Source organism: Micromonospora sp. NPDC023956, from assembly GCF_040639195.1.
GTDB lineage: Bacteria > Actinomycetota > Actinomycetes > Mycobacteriales > Micromonosporaceae > Micromonospora.
Window position 1 is genome coordinate 436,020 of record NZ_JBEZZN010000002.1, and the last position, 18,531, is coordinate 454,550.

Annotated in this window: 23 protein-coding genes and 3 tRNA genes; 16 read left to right on the forward strand and 10 right to left on the reverse strand. The window is 73.0% G+C overall.

What is annotated here, in order from left to right; translation table 11 throughout:
• Positions 1 to 63: 63 nt before the first annotated feature.
• On the reverse strand, positions 64 to 1,320 hold the full coding sequence (locus tag AB0F58_RS04480; protein WP_357137758.1) for a deoxyribodipyrimidine photo-lyase: 1,257 nt from the start codon (positions 1,318 to 1,320) through the stop codon (positions 64 to 66).
• Positions 1,317 to 2,234 carry a phytoene/squalene synthase family protein gene (locus AB0F58_RS04485; RefSeq protein WP_357137761.1) on the reverse strand — a complete coding sequence of 306 codons (918 nt, stop codon included), beginning with the start codon at positions 2,232 to 2,234 and terminating at the stop codon, positions 1,317 to 1,319. The genes AB0F58_RS04480 and AB0F58_RS04485 overlap by 4 nt, the downstream gene beginning before the upstream one ends.
• A 65-nt stretch (positions 2,235 to 2,299) precedes the next feature.
• On the opposite strand from AB0F58_RS04485, the gene AB0F58_RS04490 reads away from it, so the two are divergent.
• The 9 genes from AB0F58_RS04490 to AB0F58_RS04530 all read left to right on the forward strand — a co-directional run bounded on the left by AB0F58_RS04490 (position 2,300) and on the right by AB0F58_RS04530 (position 8,342).
• The gene (locus tag AB0F58_RS04490; RefSeq protein WP_357137763.1) at positions 2,300 to 3,454 is read left to right on the forward strand and encodes a polyprenyl synthetase family protein; all 1,155 of its coding nucleotides are present in this window, start codon (positions 2,300 to 2,302) and stop codon (positions 3,452 to 3,454) included.
• A 33-nt stretch (positions 3,455 to 3,487) separates the two neighbouring features.
• Complete coding sequence (gene crtI / locus AB0F58_RS04495; RefSeq protein ID WP_357137766.1) at positions 3,488 to 4,972, forward strand: phytoene desaturase family protein; 1,485 nt, start codon at positions 3,488 to 3,490, stop codon at positions 4,970 to 4,972.
• On the forward strand, positions 4,969 to 5,580 hold the full coding sequence (gene idi, locus AB0F58_RS04500; protein ID WP_357137768.1) for an isopentenyl-diphosphate Delta-isomerase: 612 nt from the start codon (positions 4,969 to 4,971) through the stop codon (positions 5,578 to 5,580). The genes crtI and idi overlap by 4 nt, the downstream gene beginning before the upstream one ends.
• Positions 5,570 to 6,508: a MerR family transcriptional regulator gene (locus AB0F58_RS04505; protein WP_357137770.1), complete on the forward strand. Its 939-nt coding sequence runs from the start codon at positions 5,570 to 5,572 to the stop codon at positions 6,506 to 6,508. Before idi ends, AB0F58_RS04505 begins: the two co-directional genes overlap by 11 nt.
• 78 nt (positions 6,509 to 6,586) lie before the next feature.
• Entirely contained in the window at positions 6,587 to 7,399 is an 813-nt protein-coding gene (locus AB0F58_RS04510) for a polysaccharide deacetylase family protein (protein WP_357137773.1), read from the forward strand.
• A gap of 153 nt (positions 7,400 to 7,552) precedes the next feature.
• Positions 7,553 to 7,625 (forward strand) — tRNA-Glu (locus AB0F58_RS04515).
• A gap of 32 nt (positions 7,626 to 7,657) precedes the next feature.
• A tRNA-Asp gene (locus AB0F58_RS04520) sits at positions 7,658 to 7,734 on the forward strand.
• 62 nt (positions 7,735 to 7,796) lie between these two features.
• A tRNA-Phe gene (locus tag AB0F58_RS04525) sits at positions 7,797 to 7,870 on the forward strand.
• Between the two features lie 136 nt (positions 7,871 to 8,006).
• Complete coding sequence (locus tag AB0F58_RS04530) at positions 8,007 to 8,342, forward strand: YnfA family protein (RefSeq protein WP_357137775.1); 336 nt, start codon at positions 8,007 to 8,009, stop codon at positions 8,340 to 8,342.
• Between the two features lie 258 nt (positions 8,343 to 8,600).
• Here AB0F58_RS04530 and AB0F58_RS04535 read toward each other — a convergent pair whose 3' ends face one another.
• Entirely contained in the window at positions 8,601 to 9,059 is a 459-nt protein-coding gene (locus AB0F58_RS04535) for an ArsI/CadI family heavy metal resistance metalloenzyme (protein ID WP_357137778.1), read from the reverse strand.
• A 169-nt stretch (positions 9,060 to 9,228) separates the two neighbouring features.
• Between AB0F58_RS04535 and AB0F58_RS04540 the strand changes: the two genes are divergently transcribed.
• Positions 9,229 to 9,591: a metalloregulator ArsR/SmtB family transcription factor gene (locus AB0F58_RS04540; RefSeq protein ID WP_357137781.1), complete on the forward strand. Its 363-nt coding sequence runs from the start codon at positions 9,229 to 9,231 to the stop codon at positions 9,589 to 9,591.
• A gap of 47 nt (positions 9,592 to 9,638) precedes the next feature.
• Positions 9,639 to 10,112 carry an N-acetyltransferase family protein gene (locus tag AB0F58_RS04545; protein WP_357138707.1) on the forward strand — a complete coding sequence of 158 codons (474 nt, stop codon included), beginning with the start codon at positions 9,639 to 9,641 and terminating at the stop codon, positions 10,110 to 10,112.
• On the opposite strand, the gene AB0F58_RS04550 is transcribed toward AB0F58_RS04545, so the two are convergent.
• Both AB0F58_RS04550 and AB0F58_RS04555 read right to left on the reverse strand, forming a co-directional pair.
• A complete protein-coding gene (locus AB0F58_RS04550; RefSeq protein WP_357137784.1) occupies positions 10,105 to 10,617 on the reverse strand; it encodes a TetR family transcriptional regulator in 513 nt (170 codons plus the stop codon). The two genes, AB0F58_RS04545 and AB0F58_RS04550, sit on opposite strands and share 8 nt — an antisense overlap.
• A 59-nt stretch (positions 10,618 to 10,676) precedes the next feature.
• On the reverse strand, positions 10,677 to 10,997 hold the full coding sequence (locus tag AB0F58_RS04555) for a multidrug efflux SMR transporter (RefSeq protein ID WP_357137787.1): 321 nt from the start codon (positions 10,995 to 10,997) through the stop codon (positions 10,677 to 10,679).
• 309 nt (positions 10,998 to 11,306) lie between these two features.
• On the opposite strand from AB0F58_RS04555, the gene AB0F58_RS04560 reads away from it, so the two are divergent.
• The gene (locus tag AB0F58_RS04560; protein ID WP_357137790.1) at positions 11,307 to 11,825 is read left to right on the forward strand and encodes an SRPBCC family protein; all 519 of its coding nucleotides are present in this window, start codon (positions 11,307 to 11,309) and stop codon (positions 11,823 to 11,825) included.
• An 8-nt stretch (positions 11,826 to 11,833) separates the two neighbouring features.
• Here the strand turns inward: AB0F58_RS04560 and AB0F58_RS04565 are convergent, their stop codons facing one another.
• A complete protein-coding gene (locus AB0F58_RS04565; protein ID WP_357137793.1) occupies positions 11,834 to 12,544 on the reverse strand; it encodes a DUF2786 domain-containing protein in 711 nt (236 codons plus the stop codon).
• A 230-nt stretch (positions 12,545 to 12,774) separates the two neighbouring features.
• Between AB0F58_RS04565 and AB0F58_RS04570 the strand changes: the two genes are divergently transcribed.
• The gene (locus AB0F58_RS04570) at positions 12,775 to 13,206 is read left to right on the forward strand and encodes a hypothetical protein (RefSeq protein ID WP_357137797.1); all 432 of its coding nucleotides are present in this window, start codon (positions 12,775 to 12,777) and stop codon (positions 13,204 to 13,206) included.
• On the opposite strand, the gene AB0F58_RS04575 is transcribed toward AB0F58_RS04570, so the two are convergent.
• Complete coding sequence (locus AB0F58_RS04575) at positions 13,200 to 13,604, reverse strand: hypothetical protein (protein ID WP_357137798.1); 405 nt, start codon at positions 13,602 to 13,604, stop codon at positions 13,200 to 13,202. The two genes, AB0F58_RS04570 and AB0F58_RS04575, sit on opposite strands and share 7 nt — an antisense overlap.
• A 171-nt stretch (positions 13,605 to 13,775) precedes the next feature.
• On the opposite strand from AB0F58_RS04575, the gene AB0F58_RS04580 reads away from it, so the two are divergent.
• A complete protein-coding gene (locus tag AB0F58_RS04580) occupies positions 13,776 to 15,116 on the forward strand; it encodes an ABC transporter substrate-binding protein (protein WP_357137800.1) in 1,341 nt (446 codons plus the stop codon).
• A 37-nt stretch (positions 15,117 to 15,153) separates the two neighbouring features.
• On the opposite strand, the gene AB0F58_RS04585 is transcribed toward AB0F58_RS04580, so the two are convergent.
• Together AB0F58_RS04585 and AB0F58_RS04590 are read right to left on the reverse strand one after the other, a co-directional pair.
• Positions 15,154 to 15,894 (reverse strand): enoyl-CoA hydratase/isomerase family protein, encoded by a 741-nt coding sequence (locus tag AB0F58_RS04585; protein WP_357137803.1) that lies wholly within the window; start codon positions 15,892 to 15,894, stop codon positions 15,154 to 15,156.
• 85 nt (positions 15,895 to 15,979) lie between these two features.
• Entirely contained in the window at positions 15,980 to 16,837 is an 858-nt protein-coding gene (locus tag AB0F58_RS04590; protein ID WP_357137806.1) for a 3-hydroxyacyl-CoA dehydrogenase family protein, read from the reverse strand.
• Positions 16,838 to 16,928: 91 nt separating this feature from the next.
• Between AB0F58_RS04590 and AB0F58_RS04595 the strand changes: the two genes are divergently transcribed.
• Complete coding sequence (locus AB0F58_RS04595; RefSeq protein WP_357137809.1) at positions 16,929 to 17,210, forward strand: hypothetical protein; 282 nt, start codon at positions 16,929 to 16,931, stop codon at positions 17,208 to 17,210.
• A gap of 60 nt (positions 17,211 to 17,270) precedes the next feature.
• Here the strand turns inward: AB0F58_RS04595 and AB0F58_RS04600 are convergent, their stop codons facing one another.
• The gene (locus AB0F58_RS04600; RefSeq protein WP_357137812.1) at positions 17,271 to 18,050 is read right to left on the reverse strand and encodes a class I SAM-dependent methyltransferase; all 780 of its coding nucleotides are present in this window, start codon (positions 18,048 to 18,050) and stop codon (positions 17,271 to 17,273) included.
• 54 nt (positions 18,051 to 18,104) lie between these two features.
• Here AB0F58_RS04600 and AB0F58_RS04605 point away from each other — a divergent pair, with 54 nt between their 5' ends.
• Entirely contained in the window at positions 18,105 to 18,482 is a 378-nt protein-coding gene (locus tag AB0F58_RS04605) for a PPOX class F420-dependent oxidoreductase (RefSeq protein WP_357137815.1), read from the forward strand.
• The last annotated feature ends 49 nt before the right edge of the window (positions 18,483 to 18,531 follow it).

Consider the following 18,531-nt stretch of genomic DNA (forward strand, 5'->3'; position numbering starts at 1 on the left):
CGGCCTGCCCGAGACACACCGGCAGCGCCGCTGGGCTGACGCACCTCCGCCTCGGCCCCGTTCTCAGTCGGGCGGAGGGGCGGGGTGGTGTACGGCCCGGTCCGGAACGGCTGCCAGTTCGGGCAGCCAGCGACGGACGTAGACGCCGTGCGGGTCGTACCGTTCGGCCTGGCGCACCGGGTTGAACCGGCGGTACGGCTTGGTGTCGCTGCCGGTGCCGGCCACCCACTGCCAGTTGCCGGCGTTGTTGGCGATGTCCCCGTCGAGCAGCCAGCGGTGGAAGACCGCCAGCCCGGCCCGCCAGTCGAGGCCGAGCTGCTTGGTCAGGTAGGACGCGGTGATCAGCCGGGCCCGGTTGTGCATCCACCCCTCGGCGCGCAGTTGCCGCATGCCGGCGTCCACGATCGGCATGCCGGTGCGGCCCTCGGTCCACGCGGCCAGGGCCTCCGGCTGGTCCCGCCAGGCCTCGATCGCGCCCCGCCGGTACGCCCGGTGCGCCATGTCCGGGAAGGCGGCGGTGGCCTGGTAGAAGAAGTCCCGCCAGCAGAGCTGCCGGACGAACGGCCCGGTCGGGCCCCCGGCGCGGTTCGCCACGGCCAGCGGGGAGACGCAGCCGAAGCGCAGGTAGGGGCTGAGCCGGCTGGTCCCGTCGGCGGCCAGGTCGTCGTGCAGGTCGTCGTACCGGTCGAGGGTCGGCAGCCAGTCGCCGAGCCGGCGGCGGCCCACGCTCTCCCCGCCGGGCGCGGCGTCGGGCGACTCGCCGGCCGGGAGCGCGGGGAGCCGACCGACGGGTACCCCGGTGGGGAGCGTGATCCGGTGCGGCACGGCGAGTTCCGCGCGGCGGGCGAGGCCGAGCCAGGCCCGGTGGTACGGGCTGAACACCCGGTAGTGGTCGCCGCCGCCGGCCGGTCGCAGCGCCCCGGGCTCGACGACGGTGAGGCCGGGAAAGAGCCGAAGATGCAGCCGGTGCCGCTCGCATTCGACCCCCAGCCGGCGTTCCCGGCGACGGGCGTACCGGCTGACGTCGGCGGAGAGCCCGACGGCCTCGGCGCCCACCTCACCGGCCAGCCTGATCGTCTCCGCCACCGGGTCGCCGTGCCGGAGCACCAGGTCGCCTCCGAGCCGGCGCAGCGATGCACGCAGGTCGGCGAGGCACTGGTGCAGGAAGCGGGTCCGGTTGGCGGAGAGGTCGGCCAGGGCCGGGTCGAGCACGTACAGGGGGACGACCCGGTCGAACGCCGCGGCGGCGGTGGCGAGCGCCGGGTGGTCGTGCACCCGCAGGTCGCGGGTGAACAGCACGATCGCGGTACGGCCGTTCACCCGGACTCCGTCCGGGGGCCGGGGACGGTGACCGGGGTGCCGGTCGGGGTGAGCAGCGCCCCCGCCGCCACCGACAGCCGCTGCCGCCGGGGTACGAGCGCCCGGCGGACGAACACGTCGTACCCCTGGCCGGCCACCTCGTCGAGGATGCCGCCGTAGAGGGCGTACGCGGTCCGCATGCACGCCTGCGAGCCGGGGTGGAGCAGGACGACCCCGGGTGCGGCGGCCTCGTAGTGGGCCTGGGCGCGGCTCACCTCGTACTCGACGAGGTCCCGGATCCTCGGCGTGCTCCGGCCCCGGGCCCGCGCCGCGAGCAGGTCGTCCCGGGTGACGTCGAACTTCGCCAGGTCCTCGTCGGGTAGGTAGGTGCGGCCCCGGTCGAGATCCTCGGCGACGTCCCGGACGAAGTTGGTGAGCTGGAAGGCCAGGCCGAGCTGCCGGGCCGGTTCCCGGGCGGCGGCCGGGTCGGTGCTGCCGAGGATCGGCAGCATCATCGTGCCGATGACGGCGGCCGAGCCCTCCATGTAGTCGAGCAGGTCGTCGTAGGTGCGGTACGAGGTGACGGTCAGGTCCATCGTCATGCTGCGCAGGAACGACACGAAGTCGGCCCGGTCCAGGTCGAAGACGGCGATGGTGTGCAGGACCGCCGGCAGCAGCGGGTCGTCCACCGGTTCCCCGTGCAGACCGGCGAGGAAGCGGGCGGACCACTCCTCGAGGCGTGTGGCGCGTTCGGCGGGGGGTAGTTCCTCGGTGCGGTCGACGATCTCGTCGGCGTACCTGGTGAAGCCATACAAAGCGTGTACATGCCGCCGTTTCCACGCGGGGAGCAGGCGGGTGGCGAGATAGTAGGTGCGACCGTGACGTCTGTGCAGCTCACGGCACCGGTCGTAGGCAGCGGTGAGATCCGTGTCCACCGGCCCCTCCTTGAAATCGACGCACCAATCGACGCAACTCGTAACCCTAGGGTACGCTCGCCCACATGGCCAACGACGCAGTAGCCGGCAACGCAGCCCGTACGGCGACGATCCGGCCGACCGGGGACGACGATCCGGTCACTGCGGTTCTCGCCGCCTGCACGAGAGACCTGGTCACGGCCGTGGAGGAGAGCCTCGCCGCGTTCCTGACCGGGGAGATCGACGCACTCGCCGAAATCGACGCGGCAATGGGCGACTTCGCCACCACGGCCCGTGATCACGTCCTGGCCGGGGGCAAACGGGTCCGCCCGACGTTCGCCTACTGGGGCTGGCGCGGCGTGGCCGGCCCCGAGGCCGCTCTCTCCCCGGTGCTCCCCGCGCTCTCCGCGTTGGAGCTGCTGCACACCTTCGCCCTGGTCCACGACGACGTGATGGACGCGTCGGACACCCGCCGGGGCCTGCCGACCGCGCACCGCGCACTGGCCGCCCGGCACCGGTCGGCCGGGCACCGGGGCGACCCCGACCGCTTCGGCGAGGCGGCGGCCGTGCTGGTCGGCGACCTCTGCCTGGTCTGGGCGGACCGCCTGCTCTCCCGCGCCGCGCTCCCGCCGGCCCGGCTGTTGGAGACCCGGCGCTGCTACGACCAGATGCGGGTGGAGACGATCGCCGGGCAGTATCTCGACGTGCTCGGCGAGAACGACCCGACGAACTGGTCGCTGGAGCGGGCGCTGCGCGTCGCCCGCTACAAGACCGCCAGCTACACCGTGCAGCACCCGATGCTGTACGGGGCCGCCCTCGGCGGCATCGGTGCGGACGCGCCGCTGGTCGCCGCGTACACCCGGTACGGACTGGCGGTCGGCGAGGCGTTCCAGCTCCGCGACGACCTGCTCGGCGTCTACGGCGATCCCGATCTCACCGGCAAGCCGGCCGGGGACGACCTGCGCAGCGGCAAACCGACGGTGCTGCTCATGCTCGCCCGGCAACTCGCCGGCCCGGCCCGGCGCGCCCGTCTCGACCGGGTCGGCACCGATCTGGACGCCGACGACGTCGCCGAGCTGGCCGGGCTGGTCGCGGCGACCGGCGCGGTGGGGCGGGTGGAACAGATGATCTCCGAGCGGGTGGCCGAGGCGCTGGCCGCGCTCGACCTCGTCGACCTCGACGAGACGGCGCGGTCCGCGCTCACCGGGCTCGCCGCCACCAGCACCCACCGGTGGGCGTGACAGGCAGTCTTCTTACCCAGGGAGGGGGTCCGCGTGCGGACCGTTGACGGACGTACCGACCGGGTCGTGGTGGTCGGCGCGGGGCTTGGCGGGCTGGCCTGCGCCCTGCACCTGGCGGGCAGCGGCCGGCAGGTGACCGTGCTGGAACGTGAGCCGGTGCCCGGCGGGCGGGCCGGCCGGCTCGGCGTCGGGGGGTACGAGTTCGACACCGGCCCGACGGTGCTCACCATGCCCGAGCTGATCGCCGAGGCGCTCGGCGCGGTCGGCGAGGAACTGTCCGACTGGATGGAACTGACCCCGCTCGACCCGGCGTACCGGGCGTACTACCCGGACGGCTCGACGCTGGACGTGATCACCGACACCGCCCGGATGGCGGCGGAGATCTCGCGGGTCTGCGGGCCCCGGGAGGCCGACGGGTACCTGCGCTTCGTCGACTACGCCCGCGAGCTGTGGCGGCTGGAGCGGGCCGACTTCATCGACCGCAACCTCGACGCGCCGACCGACCTGCTCACCGGCAACCTGCTGAAACTGCTGGCCGGCGGGGCGTTCCGCCGACTCCAGACGAAGATCAACCAGTTCTTCCGGGATCCCCGTACCCAGCGGATCTTCTCCTTCCAGGCGATGTACGCCGGCCTCGCCCCGCACGACGCGCTGGCCATCTACGCGGTCATCGCGTACCTCGACTCGGTGGCCGGGGTGTACTTCCCCCGTGGCGGCATGCACGCGGTCTCCCGGGGCCTGGCCGGCGCGGCCGAGAAGCACGGCGTCCAGATCCGCTACGGCACCACGGTCGAGCGGGTGGAGACCGCCGGGGGCCGGGCCACCGGCGTGCTGACCAGCGACGGTGAGCGGGTCCCGGCCGACGTGGTGGTGCTCAACCCGGACCTCCCGGTGGCGTACCGCGACCTGCTCCCCCCGGCCCGTCAGCGCCGGCTCACCTACTCGCCCTCCTGCGTGGTGCTGCACGTCGGCTCGACGCAGGGTTACTCGAGGATCGCGCACCACAACATCCACTTCGGTCGGGCCTGGAAGGGCACCTTCGACGAGGTGATCCGGCGGGGCGAGCTGATGACCGACCCGTCCCTGCTGGTCACCAACCCGAGCCGCACCGACCCCTCCGTCGCCCCCGCCGGCCGGCACACCTACTACGTGCTCGCCCCGGTGCCGAACCTCGACCGGGCGCCCTTCGACTGGCGGGGCGGTCTGTCCCGCCGCTACGCCGACGAGCTGATGGCGACCCTGGAGGGGCGGGGCTACGTGGGCTTCGCCGACGGTGTCGAGGTGCGCGAGGTGGTCACCCCCGCCGAGTGGGCCGCGCAGGGCATGGCCGCCGGCACGCCCTTCGCCGCAGCACACAGCCTCTTCCAGACCGGCCCGTTCCGGCCGTCGAACCTGCACCGCACACTGTCCAACGTCGTTTTTGTAGGATCAGGCACCCAACCGGGCGTCGGAGTGCCGATGGTGCTGATCTCCGGCAAGCTCGCCGCCCGCCGCATCACCGAAAGGTGCCTCCCGTGACCTCCCGTGAGGCCCACCTGGTCGAACTGGTCCACGACGACGGAACCGCCGTCGGCAGGACCACCGTGGCCGAGGCGCACCAGCCGCCGGGGCGGCTGCACCGGGCCTTCTCGGTGCTGCTGGTCGATCCGGCCGGCCGGGTGCTGCTGCAACGGCGGGCCGCCGCGAAGACCCGCTTCCCGCTGCGCTGGGCGAACTCCTGCTGCGGCCACCCGGCTCCGGGCGAGTCGCCGGCCGAGGCCGCCAACAGGCGGCTCGGCGAGGAGCTCGGCACCGGCCCGGTCGAGCTGACCGAGGTCGGCGTCTACGTCTACTACGCCGAGGACCCGGCCACCGGTCGGGTCGAGTTCGAGTACGACCACGTGCTGCGCGCCGAGGTGCCCGCCGACCTCGTACTCCGGCCGGACACCGCCGAGGTCGCCGAGCTGCGCTGGGTCGACCCGCTCGACCTGGAGGCGGAACTCGACGACGACCCCCGCCTGTACGCACCGTGGCTCGGCGGGGTGGTGAACCGCCTGCTGCGTCCCAGCGGGTCCGGACCCGACCGGGCCGGACCTCCGTCCGGTACGCCGGCGGACGACGCGTCGGAGCGGTCGGGTGGCCGATGAGGCGCTGAGCGCGGGAGCCGTCGCGCGGCGGCTCGGGGTCGCGGTGACCACGCTGCGGACCTGGCACCAGCGCTACGGACTCGGGCCGGGCGAGCACGTCCCCGGCCACCACCGCCGTTACACCCCGGCCGACCTGGCCCGGCTGGAGGTCATGCGCCGGCTCACCGCCGAGGGGGTCACCCCGGCGGAGGCGGCCCGCTGGGCCCGGCAGTCCCCGGTCGACGTCCCGCCGACGGCAGGCCGGGACGCCACTGCCGCGCGCGACGGCGGCGGGGCGACCATCCCGGTCGGCCGGGCCGGTCCGGTCGCCCGAGGGCTGGCCCGTGCCGCGATGCGGCTGGATTCGGTCAGCGTCGGCCGGACGATCGAGGAGTCGATCGCCACCGGGGGGGTCGTCGCCACCTGGGAAAAACTGCTGCGGCCGGTGCTCACCGGCATCGGCGAGCGGCACGCCGCGACCGCCGCGCTGATCGAGGTCGAGCACCTCTTCTCGCGCTGCGTGACGGAGGCGTTCGCGGTGGTCACCCGGGCCAACCCGACCGGCGGCCTGCCCCGCATCCTGCTCTCCTGCACCAACGACGAACAGCACACCCTGCCCCTGGAGGCGCTCGCCGCCGCGCTCGCCGAGGCGGGCGTCGGCTGCCGCATGCTCGGCGCGCGGGTCCCGGTGGCGTCGCTGGTGGCCGCGGTGACCCGGACCGCCCCGGCCGCCGTGGTGCTCTGGTCGCACCTCCGGACGACCGCCAACCCGGCCCAGCTCACCGCAGTGCTCGCGGTCCCCAACCGGCCCCTGCTGGTGCTCGCCGCCGGCCCCGGCTGGTGGGACGACACCCTCCCCGCCGGGGTGGTCCGGCCGGTGTCGCTGGCCGAGGCGGTCTCGCTGGCCCTCGCGGTACGGGACTCGTTGGACGGGTCACCGCCCGGCTGACCGGGGGTGTCACCGGCACGGAGCGGGGCGTAACGTCGGGGCCTCCGTGACCCCGACCCCCTCTCGGGAGCGACGACGATGACGCCACGCGCCCTGGCCGCGACCGGTGCCGCCCTGCTGGTTCTCCTCTCCGGCTGCGGTGGGGAGACCGGGGTCCGCACCGACGGCCCGACCGCCCCGGTCTTCTCCCACCCGGCGGCGACGCCGTCCGCCGAACCGCCCGGGACTCCGGCGCCGTCCGACACACCGGCTCCCACGCCGTCCACCTCGAAGGCCGCCCCGAAGCCGACCCGTACCGCCCTGCCGGCAGGGCTGCGCCGGAGCACCGGCACCCGGGGGGTGGCGCTCACCTTCGACGACGGTCCGGACCCGGTCTGGACGCCGAAGGTGCTGGAACAGTTGCGTCGGCACCGGGTCACCGCCACCTTCTGCGTGGTCGGCACCCGGGTCCGCAAACATCCCGGCCTGGTGGCCCAGATCGTGCGTGAGGGGCACCAGCTCTGCAACCACAGTTGGCGGCACGACGTGGACCTGGGCGGGCGTCCCCGGTCCGAGATCCACACCGATCTGGACCGCACCACCCGGGCGATCCGGGCGGCGGTGCCCGGCGCGAAGGTCCCCTTCTACCGCCAGCCGGGCGGCCGGTGGACGCCCGAGGTGGTGGCGGTGGCCCGGGAACTCGGCATGACCCCGCTGCACTGGAACGTCGACCCGAGGGACTGGGCGAAGCCGCCGGCCGCGACGATCGTGGCGCGGGTCCGGGACGCGCTCCGCCCCGGCTCGGTGGTGCTGCTGCACGACGGGGGCGGAAACCGGGCCGCCACGGTGGCCGCCTGCGCCGGGGTGATCGCGGAGAGCAAGCGGCGGTACGGCGTGGCCAAGCTGCGCTGAATCCCGTTGACCTGCGGTTCCGGCGGGAACTCCGGTCGGGCCGATACCGATTTTGTTGGCCGGCGGCTCATCACGTATGCTTTGCAGGCCTCCGGCGGGGCCGGATGGGAGCAAGTCCGCTAGAAGTTGCGAGTGTGCAATGATGGCGGGGCCGCCCTCATCGTCTAGCGGCCCAGGACGCCGCCCTTTCAAGGCGGTAGCACGGGTTCGAATCCCGTTGGGGGCACGATCCGGCCCAGCCGGAGGCAGTACGAGCTAGGTCCTGTGGAGCAGTTGGAGTGCTCGCCGCCCTGTCAAGGCGGAGGTCGCGGGTTCAAGTCCCGTCAGGACCGCCAACGCTGACGCCGCGTCTCACCGCGCGGCGTTCTGCGTCCGGGGGGTAAAGTCACCCGGGTACGGCCAGGTAGCTCAGTTGGTACGAGCGTCCGACTGAAAATCGGAAGGTCGGCGGTTCGACCCCGCCCCTGGCCACATAGCCTTTCGCCGGGCTACAGAGGTCCCCACCTGCGGAAACGTCGGTGGGGATCTTGCTTTTGGCAGCCCGGCCACGTCGAAGGCGGTGCGACGACCAGCCCTCGGTACGAGGTGTGTCGCTAGGGTCCGACGCATGATGGTTGCCCGGTCGATCCTGTTGTTCCTGCTCGCCGCGCTCGCCGAGATCGGCGGCGCCTGGCTGGTGTGGCAGGGGTGGCGGGAGAACCGGGGCCTGCTGTGGATAGCGGCGGGAGTCATCGCGCTCGGGTTCTACGGCTTCGTCGCCACCTTCCAGCCCGATCCGAACTTCGGCCGAATCCTGGCCGCCTACGGCGGCATCTTCGTGGCCGGCTCCCTCGCCTGGGGCATGGTCGTCGACAAGTTCCGCCCCGACCGCTACGACCTCGTCGGCGCGGCCATCTGCCTCGTCGGTGTCGCGGTCATCATGTACGCCCCGCGCGGAGAGTGAGCAGGCCCGGCACGCCGGGAGCGCCGGCCCGGGACGGGTCCGGGGGAAACGCCTCCGCAGGATCATCGCGGCGCGGAGGCGTCCACCCCCCGTGGTGGGTGACCTACCCGTTCACCATCTGCCATCTTTTCGCAGTTGCCACTCATCGGCAATAAGAGCCGCTGATCGTGGCCCCGTGACGGTGGCCGACAGTCCGGCCGGCTGAGTCGTCGTCCGGCCGGCCGTCGCCTCCGGCCGGGGGCGGGCGTGCGACGACGGTCAGCAGCAGTTCCCGGCGGCACCGCCGGGGGCCGGTTCCCGCTCGGTGGGCGGGGTGCAGCAGGCGTCCGGGATGGCCTTCTCTCCCCGGGGCGAGTCGGCCCTGACGGTGTAGACCTCCCACGGCTCGTTGCCGGGCCCGCGTACCCAGACCTTGTCCTGGAGGGCGTAGCAGCATTCCGTGCTGTTCTCCTCCAGGGTGACGAGGCCGGCGTCGGTGAGACGCCGGGTCGCCGCGTCGACCTCGTCGGTGCTGAAGACCTCCACACCCAGGTGGTCCAGGGCGGTCGGCTGGTCGGCTCCGCCTTCGAGCAGCACGAGCTTCAACGGCGGGTTCTCGATGGCGAAGTTGGCGTAGCCGGGTCGGCGCTTGGCCGGTTCGGTGTCGAACAGTCGGGAGTAGAAGGCGATGGAGCCTTCGAGGTCGGAGACGCGCAGGGCGAGTTGGACGCGGGACATGGTTCTCCTCCTGGGCCGGTCGGGTGGACGCGCCGGGCCGACCCGGCGACGTGGGCGCGCTCACGCACGGCGGTGGTACGGGCAGCCGACCATCGCCGCGCCTTGCCTAGATGCTTTTCGAAGCAGCCCAACCGTTGCACCCTGTTTCGACATCTGTCAACCTAGCCAGATGTCGAAACAAGCGCCGCCGGGGGTGGATCTGCACGCGGTCGCCTGCTGCCCGCCGCTCGCTGCCCGCCCGCTCGACGCCGACGAGGCGGAAACCGTCGCGCCGATGTTCAAGGCCCTGGGCGACCCGGTCCGGCTGCGGCTGATGTCGATGATCGCCTCGGTGCCCGAGATCTGCGTCTGCGACCTGACCCCCGCCTTCGAGCTGTCCGGGCCGACCATCTCCCACCACCTCAGGGTGCTCCGCGAGGCGGGGCTGGTCGACGCCGACCGACGCGGCACCTGGGTGTGGTACCGGGTGCGGCCTGAGGCGTTCCGCCAACTCGGCGCACTGCTGGACATCCCCGCCAGGGCCCTCGCGTGACCGCCGCACCCCCGCCCCGCCCCACCGGGGACGTCACGGTCACGGCCATGGGCGACCGGCACCGCCGGGCGGTCCTGGAGGTCTACCGCCTCGGCATCGCCACCGGGAACGCGACCTTCGAGACCGAGCCGCCCAGCTGGGAGAGCTTCACCGCCAGCCGGATGCCGCAGCACCGGTGGGTAGCCGTCGACCGGGACGACACCGTGCTGGGCTGGGTCGCCTGCTCGGCGGTGTCCGACCGGTGCGTCTACGCCGGGGTGGTCGAGCACTCCGTCTACGTCCACCCCGACGCACGGGGTCGGGGCGTCGGCCGGGCTCTGCTCCGCGCCCTGATCGCCTCGACCGAGCAGGGCGGGATCTGGACCATCCAGTCCGGCGTGTTCCCGGAGAACACCGCCAGCCTCACCCTGCACGCGGCCTGCGGCTTCCGTACCGTCGGCACCCGTCAGCGCATCGGTCGCCACCATGGCCGCTGGCGGGACGTCACGCTGATCGAGCGCCGCAGTCCCACCGTCACCTGAGCGGCCCGCCCGACACCAGCGCGGTGATCGCCGACTCGACGGCCGCCGGGTCGACCGGCTCGCCGGTGGCGATGCTCTGCACCGCGACGCCGTCCAGGAGGGCGGCGACCGCGACGGCGGCCCGGTCACCGACCATCGGGGTCAGGAGCCGGCGGACCTGGTCCCGCCAGGACCGGGCGAGGGGACGTAGCTCCGGGCTCCGGGCGGCGGCGAGGTACAGCTCGAACTCGGTGAGCGCCCGGCTCCGGTTCGCGAGATACTCGCAGGTCAGGCGGGTGAGCCGAGCCGGCAGGTCGAGGCCGTCGCCCAGGTGGTCGGCCCACCGCACCAGCTCGGCGTCGAGATCCGCGCCGGCCCGGGCCAGCCCGGCGGCGACCAGGTCGGCCAGGGTGGGAAAGTAGTAGGTGGTCGCGCCGAGGGGCACCCCGGCACGGGCGGCCACCGCCCGGTGGGTGGTACGGCCGATCCCGACCTCCGCGATCACCTCGACGACCGCGGCGGTCAACGCGCGACGACGGCCCTCCGGATCGCGGGCACGGGCGGGTCGGCGGATTCCTCCGGCGCTCAGTGCGCACCGCCCAGGTTGAGGATGACCACACCGGCGACAACCAGCCCGACGCCGAGGACCTTGGTCAGGCTGAGCGGTTCACCGAGGAAGGCCGCCCCGATGGCGACGATCGCGGTGGTGCCGAGCCCCGACCACATCGCGTAGGCGATCCCGACCGGGATGGTCTTCACCGCCTGCGCGAGCAGCAGGAACGCCGTGACGTAGGCGGTCAGCAACCCGAGGGTGGGCCACAGCCGGGTGAAGCCGTGCGTCGCCTTCAACAGGCTCGTGCCGAGCACCTCGGCCAGAATCGCGCCGAGGAGGAAGAGATATGCCACCGGTGTGCCCCTCCGCTGGTACTGGTACTAACGTACATGTACCAATGTACTAGAGAGTGCCCCGACGGTGGACCGACCGCCGGGCCTCCACCGGGCGGGAGACACCCGTGGAGTTCCCGTCCCGCCGGACGGGCCGCGCCCTCCGGGCGGTGGTTTACGCACTTGTGATCGACGGCGGTGATCACCTTCGGGACAGCGTGGAGCGACGATTTCTGATGCTGTTTATCCGGATTTCGCGAGGTCGCTCCGCGCTGTCCCAGGGACAAAGGTCGCTGCACGTCCCGGCACCAGCCGGTAGGGTCCGGGCCTATGGGGCAGGAGATCGCCGAGCCGGACGCCGTCCACCAGGACGTCGACCGTTTCTCCCTTCGCAGCACTCTTCTCGTCCCCGCCTCCCCGGAGGAGGCGTTCACCGCCTTCACCCACCTGACCAGTTGGTGGGTCGCCGAGTACACCTGGTCGGGGCCGGACTTCCTCGCCGACCTGGGCATCGAGCCCCGCCCCGGCGGCATGCTCTACGAGATCGGCCCGCACGGCTTCCGTTCCGACTGGGGCCGGGTCCTCACCTGGGAGCCACCTCACCGGCTGGTGTTCGTCTGGCAGATCGGCCCGGACCGGGTGCCCGTGCCGGACCCGTCCCGGGCCAGCGAGGTCGAGGTGGTCGTCGAGGCCGACGGGCCGGGACTGACCCGGGTCACCGTCGAGCACCGGAAGTTCGACCGGCACGGCACCGCCGCCGAGGGCTACCGGCAGGCGATGACCGAGGGGTGGCAGGACATGCTCACCCGCTACCTCCACTCCGTCCGCCGCCGCCCGCACTCGGCCTGAGGCTCGGCTCAGCGGTCCCCGAGCGCGGGACGGGACGGCCCGCCGACGGTCCGTCCACCCAGGTCGGCCCGACGACCCGCGTCCGCACCGACGGAGTAACCGGTGCCGGCCAACCGCCGGGGCGCGGCGGTACGCAGCCGGGGGTACACCTCGTCGAGCCGCCGTCGCACCCGCTCCGACCGGTCGACGAGCACCAGCGCCACCGAGGGCCCGCCCGCCTCGGCGCCCTCCACCGCCGCCGCCTCGGCCACCCGCAACCGCTCCCCGACGACCTGCGCGAATCCGGCCAGCCAGGAACGGCGGAAGGCGGCCGGGTGCGCGTCGGGCGGCACCGCCGTACCGGCCAGCCCGTGCGCGGCCTGCACCAGCAGCGACGTGAAGAGCAGGTCGACCCGCTCCAGGTCGCTGGTGAACCCGAACAGGTGCATGGTGAAGCCGCTGCCGTCGCGTCGCCGCACGCAGCGGCACCGGAGCGGGTCGGCCACCGCCGCGAGCAGACCGGCCTTGTCCCGGGCGTACGGAGCGACCACGTCCACCACCCGGTCGCCCACCGGGTCGGTGGCCGGGTCCCGGGCGGCGAGCAGCGCCCGGTCCACCCCGTAACGGGCGATCAACTCGGTCGCCTTGGCGGTCAGGGCGGCCGACTCGGCGGGGGTGCAGGCCGGATCCTCCGCCTTGGCGAGCAGCTTGCGCACCTTGCTGAGCATGGCGTCGGACATGGCACCACAGCTACCACACCCTCCGGCAGGTGTACCGACCGCACCGGACGGCACCACGGGCGGACCGGGCCACGGGCGGGCGGACCGGAGCGCGTCAACCGACGGCGGGGCGGGCGGACCGGGCATCTCGGGTGGCCAGCGGGGACAGCGGACCACGACATTGATCAGTACCATCGGCACGGTTCGTGAAGGATCGACCGTCAGCGGTCAGTCCACGGTTGGAGAAGCCCATGAAACTCCCGGTCGCTCCCCTGCTGACCACCGCGACCACGGTCGCGCTGCTGGCCGTCGCCGCGCCCGCCCAGGCCGTCGTCGCCGGCACGCAGGGCACCTCCGTCACCAACCTCGGCAGCCAGTCGACCTGTTACGGCACCACGAGCCGGTCCTACTTCCAGACCGGCGGCTGGGGCGGGCAGGCCGGCCCGTACCGGACCAGCAGCCGGTGCCTCGACATCAACGTCCGCAACGCCAGCGCCTTCAGTACCCAGGCCTGCGTGATCTTCATCGACCAGACCAGCAACTGCAACTACTGGACGTACCTACCGGCCAACTCCGGCTGGACGACGATCGCCACCAACGTCCGGGACGGGGTCAACTTCAAGGTCCGCTTCTCGAACAGCTACTACCAGTACGAACCGCTGGTGGCCTACCACGCCTACTGAGCGGCGGACGGGCTCTTCGGCCCGTAGAGGGTGGCCACCGCCGAACCGGCCAGGGTGAGCAGGCAGTCGGGGAGCAGCCCGTCGGCGATCGCGGCACCGAAGAGCGCCTCGCCGGTCTCCGGGTCGCGGTTGGCGTACGCGCTGAGGAAGCGGGCCACCCAGCGGGTGTCGTAGTTGGCCTGGTCGATGCCGGGGAAGTCGAGGGCGGCGGTTCCGGCAGGCACGTCGTCCCCGACCATTGTGGCGGCGAGACACCAGGCGACCCCGTACGCCCCGGCCACCCCGGACCGGTCGACCACGGCGTCGAAGGTTCCCACCACGGCGTCGCCGTCCCCGGCGAGGGCGGAGTGCAGGACGGCGGCCGCGTCGTCACGCGTCTGTTGGGGCAAGTCGGTCACGCGGCGAAGAGTACGGGACTGCGTCAAGTGATCACCACTCAGCGCCGACCGGTCGACCACTTTAGGTAGTCGCCGCCGTCGACCTTCACGTCGATCCGCCCTCACGGTCCCGCCGATCGGGAACGCACGCTAATGTGCGCAGCGAACCTTCGCCTGAGGGGAACGACGATCATGCGCGTATCACGCGGCTCGCGAGTCGCCACGCTGGCGGCCTGCGTGGCGCTCCTGCTCTCCACCGGCGCCTGCGGGACGGAGCAGCCCGAGGAAGCCCAGAACGAGAGTCAGCAGGTGCGGCTCTACGGCAACGACGGCAACATGCTCAACACGTTCCCCCGTGAGCTGAAGGATCGTGCCCACCTCGTCGACGGGATGAAGGGCACGACCCCGATGACCCCGTTGCCGGAGGACTTCAAGTCGCGGCTCCGCGCCGTCGACCCGGACCTGCGGGACTACCTCTACGCCGCCGAGACGTACGACGCGGTGATGATCACCGCACTCGCCGCCCAGCTCGCTGGCACCACGGCTCCCACCGCCATCGCCAAGCAGATCATCGGCGTGACCAACGAGGGCCAGCGCTGCGAGAACGCGGTCGGCTGCCTGAAGCTCGCCCGAGCCGGGCAGGACATCGAGTACCGGGGCGTCTCGCTGACCCGGGCCGGGTTCACCGAGGCCGGTGAGCCGGCCACCGCCAGCTACGGAACGCTGCACTTCGACGACCAGAAGCTCAACGACGCCAAGACCGAGTTCGTCGGGGCCGGTGACGACTCCCAGGCGAGCACCAAGGCCCCGCCGAAGGCGCGCAAGCCCAGCGGGGACGCCGGCGCACCGCTGACCCTGGGCGGCCTGATGCCGCGTACCGGGGCGCTCTCGCTGGCCTACCCGCCGCAGGCCGCCGCAGCCGCGCTGGCGCTGAAGGAGATCAACGCCGCGGGTGGCGTGCTCGGCGAACCGATGGTCTGGATCCCGGGCGACGACGGCACCAACCCGGCCGTCGCCAAGGCGACGCTGGCCTCGCACGTCCGGAAGAACGTGCACGTCATCATCGGCGCGGGCGCGTCCGGCGTCTCCAAGGCGGTGCTGCCGGACGTGGTGGCGGCCGGGCTGGTGATGTTCTCCCCCGCGAACACCGACGCCAGCCTGACCACGATCGAGGACAACGGCCTGTACTTCCGCACCGCCCCGCCGGACAGCCTCCAGGGGCGGGCACTCGCCGACGTGATCCTGCGCGACGGGCCGCGCAAGGTCGCCCTGGTCGCCCGGAAGGACTCCTACGGCGAGGGCCTCCAGGGCTACGTCCGTACCGAGCTGGAGCGGGCCGGTCTCGGCGGCGACAAGGTCAAGCTGCTCACCTACGAGCCCCCGGCGGACGCCGACGCCCCGCCGGTGGACTTCAGCGCGGGTGCCCGGGAGATCAAGAAGTTCGGCGCGGACGCCGTCCTGCTCATCGGCTACGCCGAGTCGGCAGCGGTGATCGTCGCCCTCGACGAGGCGGGCGTCCGGATCCAGCAGTGACGACGGTGGGGGCGGGTGTCCGCCCCCACCTCCACGGCTACCGCGGTCGCCGCCGCTCCAGGAAGTCGGTCATCCGCCGGTACTTCTCGTCGTCCTCGAAGAGCACCGCCTGACTGACCAGGTCCAGATGCGGGTGGGCCGCAGCCGGCGCGTCGACCGCCAGCTTGGTCAGCCGCAGCGCCAGCGCCGAGCCCTTCGCCATCTCGTCGAGCAGCTCGTGCGCGTCGGCCAGCAGCCCGTCCGGCTCCGCCACCACCCGGTTGACCAACCCGATCCGCAGGGCCTCCTCGGCGTCCACCCGACGGCCGGTGAAGAGCAGCTCCTTGGCCCGCGCCTCGCCGACCAGTGCCGGCAACCGGTGGGTCGCCCCCGCGCCGGCCAGGATCCCCAGCCGCACCTCCGGCTGGCCGAACACCGCCCGTGCCGTACACACCCTCAGGTCACAGGCGTACGCCAGCTCCGCGCCGCCGCCCAGCGCCGGCCCGTCCACGGCCGCCACGGTCGGCATCGGCAGGGCCCGGATCCGGGCGAAGGCCGCCGAGTTGATCGCGGCGAGCGCGTCCAGCCGCCCCCGCTCACGGAGCTGGCCGATGTCGGCGCCACCGGCGAAGATGCCGTCCGTTCCGCCGGTGAGCAGCAGCAGCCGGGGCCGGGCCTCCAACTCGGCGCAGACCTCGTGCAGCCGGCCGATCAGGTCCGCGTCGATGGCGTTGCGCTTCTCGGGCCGGTCCAGCGTCACCACCAGCCGGTCCGGCAGCTCCTCTATCCGCAGACTCATCGTGCCGGTCCTCCCTTCGCGACCGCGCGGCTCGCCAGCATGCTCACCACGCCCGTCCCACCCTCCGCGACCGTGGTTCGGTCGTTCACTGCCGCACCCCGTCCTGCCAGCGGTAGAAGCCCTGACCGGACTTCTTCCCGAGCCGGCCCTGGGCGACCATCTCCTCCAGCAGCGGCGGCGGCGCGAAGCGGTCCCCGTACGCGGCGCGGAGGGTACGGGCGATGTCCAGTCGCACGTCGAGCCCGACGATGTCGGTCAGCTCCAGCGGCCCCACCGGGTGCCGGTAGCCGAGCACCATCGCCTTGTCGATGTCGGCGGGGCTGGCCACGCCGTCGGCGACCATCCGGATCGCCTCCAGCCCCAGGGCCACCCCGAGCCGGGAGGTGGCGAAGCCGGGCAGGTCGCGTACCACGACGGGGTCCTTGCCCAGCCGGCGGGCGAGCGCGACGGCCGCGTCGGTGGTCTCCGCGGAGGTGGCCGGGCCGACCACGACCTCCAGCAGCGCCATCGCCCAGACCGGGTTGAAGAAGTGCAACCCCACGAAGCGCTCCGGCCGGTCCAGGCCGGCCGCCAGCTCGCCGATGGAGATGCTGGAGGTGTTGCTGCCCAGCAGCGCCGGCCGCAGTGCCGCCGCTTCGGCGAGCACCGCCCGCTTCAGCTCCAGCCGCTCCGGTACGGCCTCCACGAGCACCCCGGGGCCGGCGGCCACCTCGGCGAGCGAGGTGCGCACCACCAGCCGCTCCTGGTTCGCCGCCGCCTCGTCGGCGCCGAGTTTCCCGCGCTGGACGGCCCGCTCCCAGAGCGACGCCAGCCGCACCGGGGCCTCGGCGGCCCGGTCCGGATCCACCTCCACCAGCTCGACGGCGTGCCCCGCCCCGGCCGCCACGTACGCGATGCCCAGCCCCATGGTGCCGGCCCCGACGACGACGAAACGATCGTTCATGTGCCGACCCTATGCAGCCGCGTTCCGCCCGGCATGCGTGGGGGCGGCGGAAACCGGGTACTGCGGCCGTCAACCAAGGGAAGGACGTTCGATGAACGAGGCGACCGGACAACCGTCGGAGACCGTCGAGACCCGGGGTGACCAGCGGGTGGAACTGCTCCGAGCGGACACCAACAACGACGGGCGGACCGACGTCTGGGTGATCGACACGGACGGGGACGGTCGCGCCGATCTCTTCCAGTTCGACACCGACCACGACGGCAAGGTCGACATCACGATGGTCGACATCGACGAGGACGGCACCCCGGACGAGGTCGTCGACGGCGACGGCGGCCTGCCGCCCCGGCAGCTCCCCCCGACCGTCCAGGTCTGACGTACAGGCAGAGGTCCCCTCCGCACCGCTTCCCGGTGCGGAGGGGACCTTGCCGCCGCCTCAGCCGGCGAGCTGGAGGAGAGCCAGGTAGTACGGGGCGTCGGCGTCGTCGACCTCGACCAGCCGCCAGGGCGTGCCCTCGACCAGGGTGCCGAGTTCCCCGGCGGAACAGACCAGGTAGTCGAACCAGTCGGTACCGAGTTCCCGGTAGCGCAGCCGTAGCCGCAACTGACCGCCGAGCCGCCCCTGCCGCCGGTTCCGCTCGTGGTAGCCGGTGTGCACCGGGTCCCGGGTGCCGTACGGATCGGTGCCCTGCGCGATCACCTGGGCGCCCGGTCGGGCCATCGCCGCCAGCGAGGCCAGGAGCGCCCGGCCCCGTTCCACCCCCTCCAGCAGCCCGAGGTTGTTACCGAGCAGGAGGAAGGTGTCGTACCGCCGCCCGTCGGCCACGTGCGCGTCGACCGTGCCGTGCACCAGCTCCCGGACACCGCGTCGGCGGCAGACGGCGAGCGCCCCGGCCGAGGTGTCCAGGCCGGTGACCGGGATGCCCCGATCCTGGAGGAGCAGCGCGATCCGGCCCGCGCCGACGCCGACGTCCAGCGTGGCGCCCCGGACCCGGCTCACCGCCCGGTGGTCGTACGGCTGCCAGTCCGCAGGGCCGGCGAAGTAGTGCGCGGACGGCGCGCCGTTGATCAGCCCGTCGTCCCGCTCGATGATCTCGATGACCGGGCGGGGCAGCCGCCCACCGGCCAGCGGCCGGGTCCCGGTTCCCGTCTCCACCGCGTACGCGTCCGTGAGCATCGCGCCGAAGACGTCACCGATCCGTGGTTCGCCACTCATAGGCTGCACGCTATCCGCCGTACCGGCCGGGCCGGTCCGCCGTATCGTGGCGGCGTGACTGATCTCGACGACCTGGCAGCGGAGAAATACGTCCTGCTCACCACGTTCCGACGGGACGGTCGTGGGGTGCCCACCCCGGTCTGGGCGGTGCGCGACGGGGAGGCCCTGTCCATCTGGACGGTCGCCGACTCCGGCAAGGTCAAGCGGATCCGGCGGGATCCGGCGGTGACCGTGGCGCCGTGCGACGTCCGGGGGCGTCCCCACGGACCGGCGACCAGCGGGCACGCGACCCTCTGCGGCCCGGCCGAGACCCGGCGCATCCGGAGCCTGCTCAAGCAGAAGTACCGGCTGCTGGGCCGGCTGACCCTGCTCGGCAGCCGGCTGCGCCGGGGCGAGCAGGGCACGGTGGGCGTACGGGTGACCCTGGACTGAGCGCCGGGCCGGCGGCGGACACCGGTCCCGGACATGATCAGGGGCGGCG

Excerpts from the sequence above, each read along its gene's own strand:
- AB0F58_RS04585 (WP_357137803.1), bottom strand. The coding sequence starts at position 15,894 with ATGAGTCTGCGGATAGAGGAGCTGCCGGACCGGCTGGTGGTGACGCTG.
- AB0F58_RS04590 (WP_357137806.1), bottom strand. The coding sequence starts at position 16,837 with ATGAACGATCGTTTCGTCGTCGTCGGGGCCGGCACCATGGGGCTGGGC.
- AB0F58_RS04530 (WP_357137775.1), top strand. The coding sequence starts at position 8,007 with ATGATGGTTGCCCGGTCGATCCTGTTGTTCCTGCTCGCCGCGCTCGCC.
- AB0F58_RS04600 (WP_357137812.1), bottom strand. The coding sequence starts at position 18,050 with ATGAGTGGCGAACCACGGATCGGTGACGTCTTCGGCGCGATGCTCACG.
- AB0F58_RS04490 (WP_357137763.1), top strand. The coding sequence starts at position 2,300 with ATGGCCAACGACGCAGTAGCCGGCAACGCAGCCCGTACGGCGACGATC.
- AB0F58_RS04565 (WP_357137793.1), bottom strand. The coding sequence starts at position 12,544 with ATGTCCGACGCCATGCTCAGCAAGGTGCGCAAGCTGCTCGCCAAGGCG.
- AB0F58_RS04535 (WP_357137778.1), bottom strand. The coding sequence starts at position 9,059 with ATGTCCCGCGTCCAACTCGCCCTGCGCGTCTCCGACCTCGAAGGCTCC.
- AB0F58_RS04540 (WP_357137781.1), top strand. The coding sequence starts at position 9,229 with ATGTCGAAACAAGCGCCGCCGGGGGTGGATCTGCACGCGGTCGCCTGC.
- AB0F58_RS04570 (WP_357137797.1), top strand. The coding sequence starts at position 12,775 with ATGAAACTCCCGGTCGCTCCCCTGCTGACCACCGCGACCACGGTCGCG.
- AB0F58_RS04580 (WP_357137800.1), top strand. The coding sequence starts at position 13,776 with ATGCGCGTATCACGCGGCTCGCGAGTCGCCACGCTGGCGGCCTGCGTG.
- AB0F58_RS04545 (WP_357138707.1), top strand. The coding sequence starts at position 9,639 with ATGGGCGACCGGCACCGCCGGGCGGTCCTGGAGGTCTACCGCCTCGGC.
- AB0F58_RS04510 (WP_357137773.1), top strand. The coding sequence starts at position 6,587 with ATGACGCCACGCGCCCTGGCCGCGACCGGTGCCGCCCTGCTGGTTCTC.
- AB0F58_RS04595 (WP_357137809.1), top strand. The coding sequence starts at position 16,929 with ATGAACGAGGCGACCGGACAACCGTCGGAGACCGTCGAGACCCGGGGT.
- AB0F58_RS04560 (WP_357137790.1), top strand. The coding sequence starts at position 11,307 with ATGGGGCAGGAGATCGCCGAGCCGGACGCCGTCCACCAGGACGTCGAC.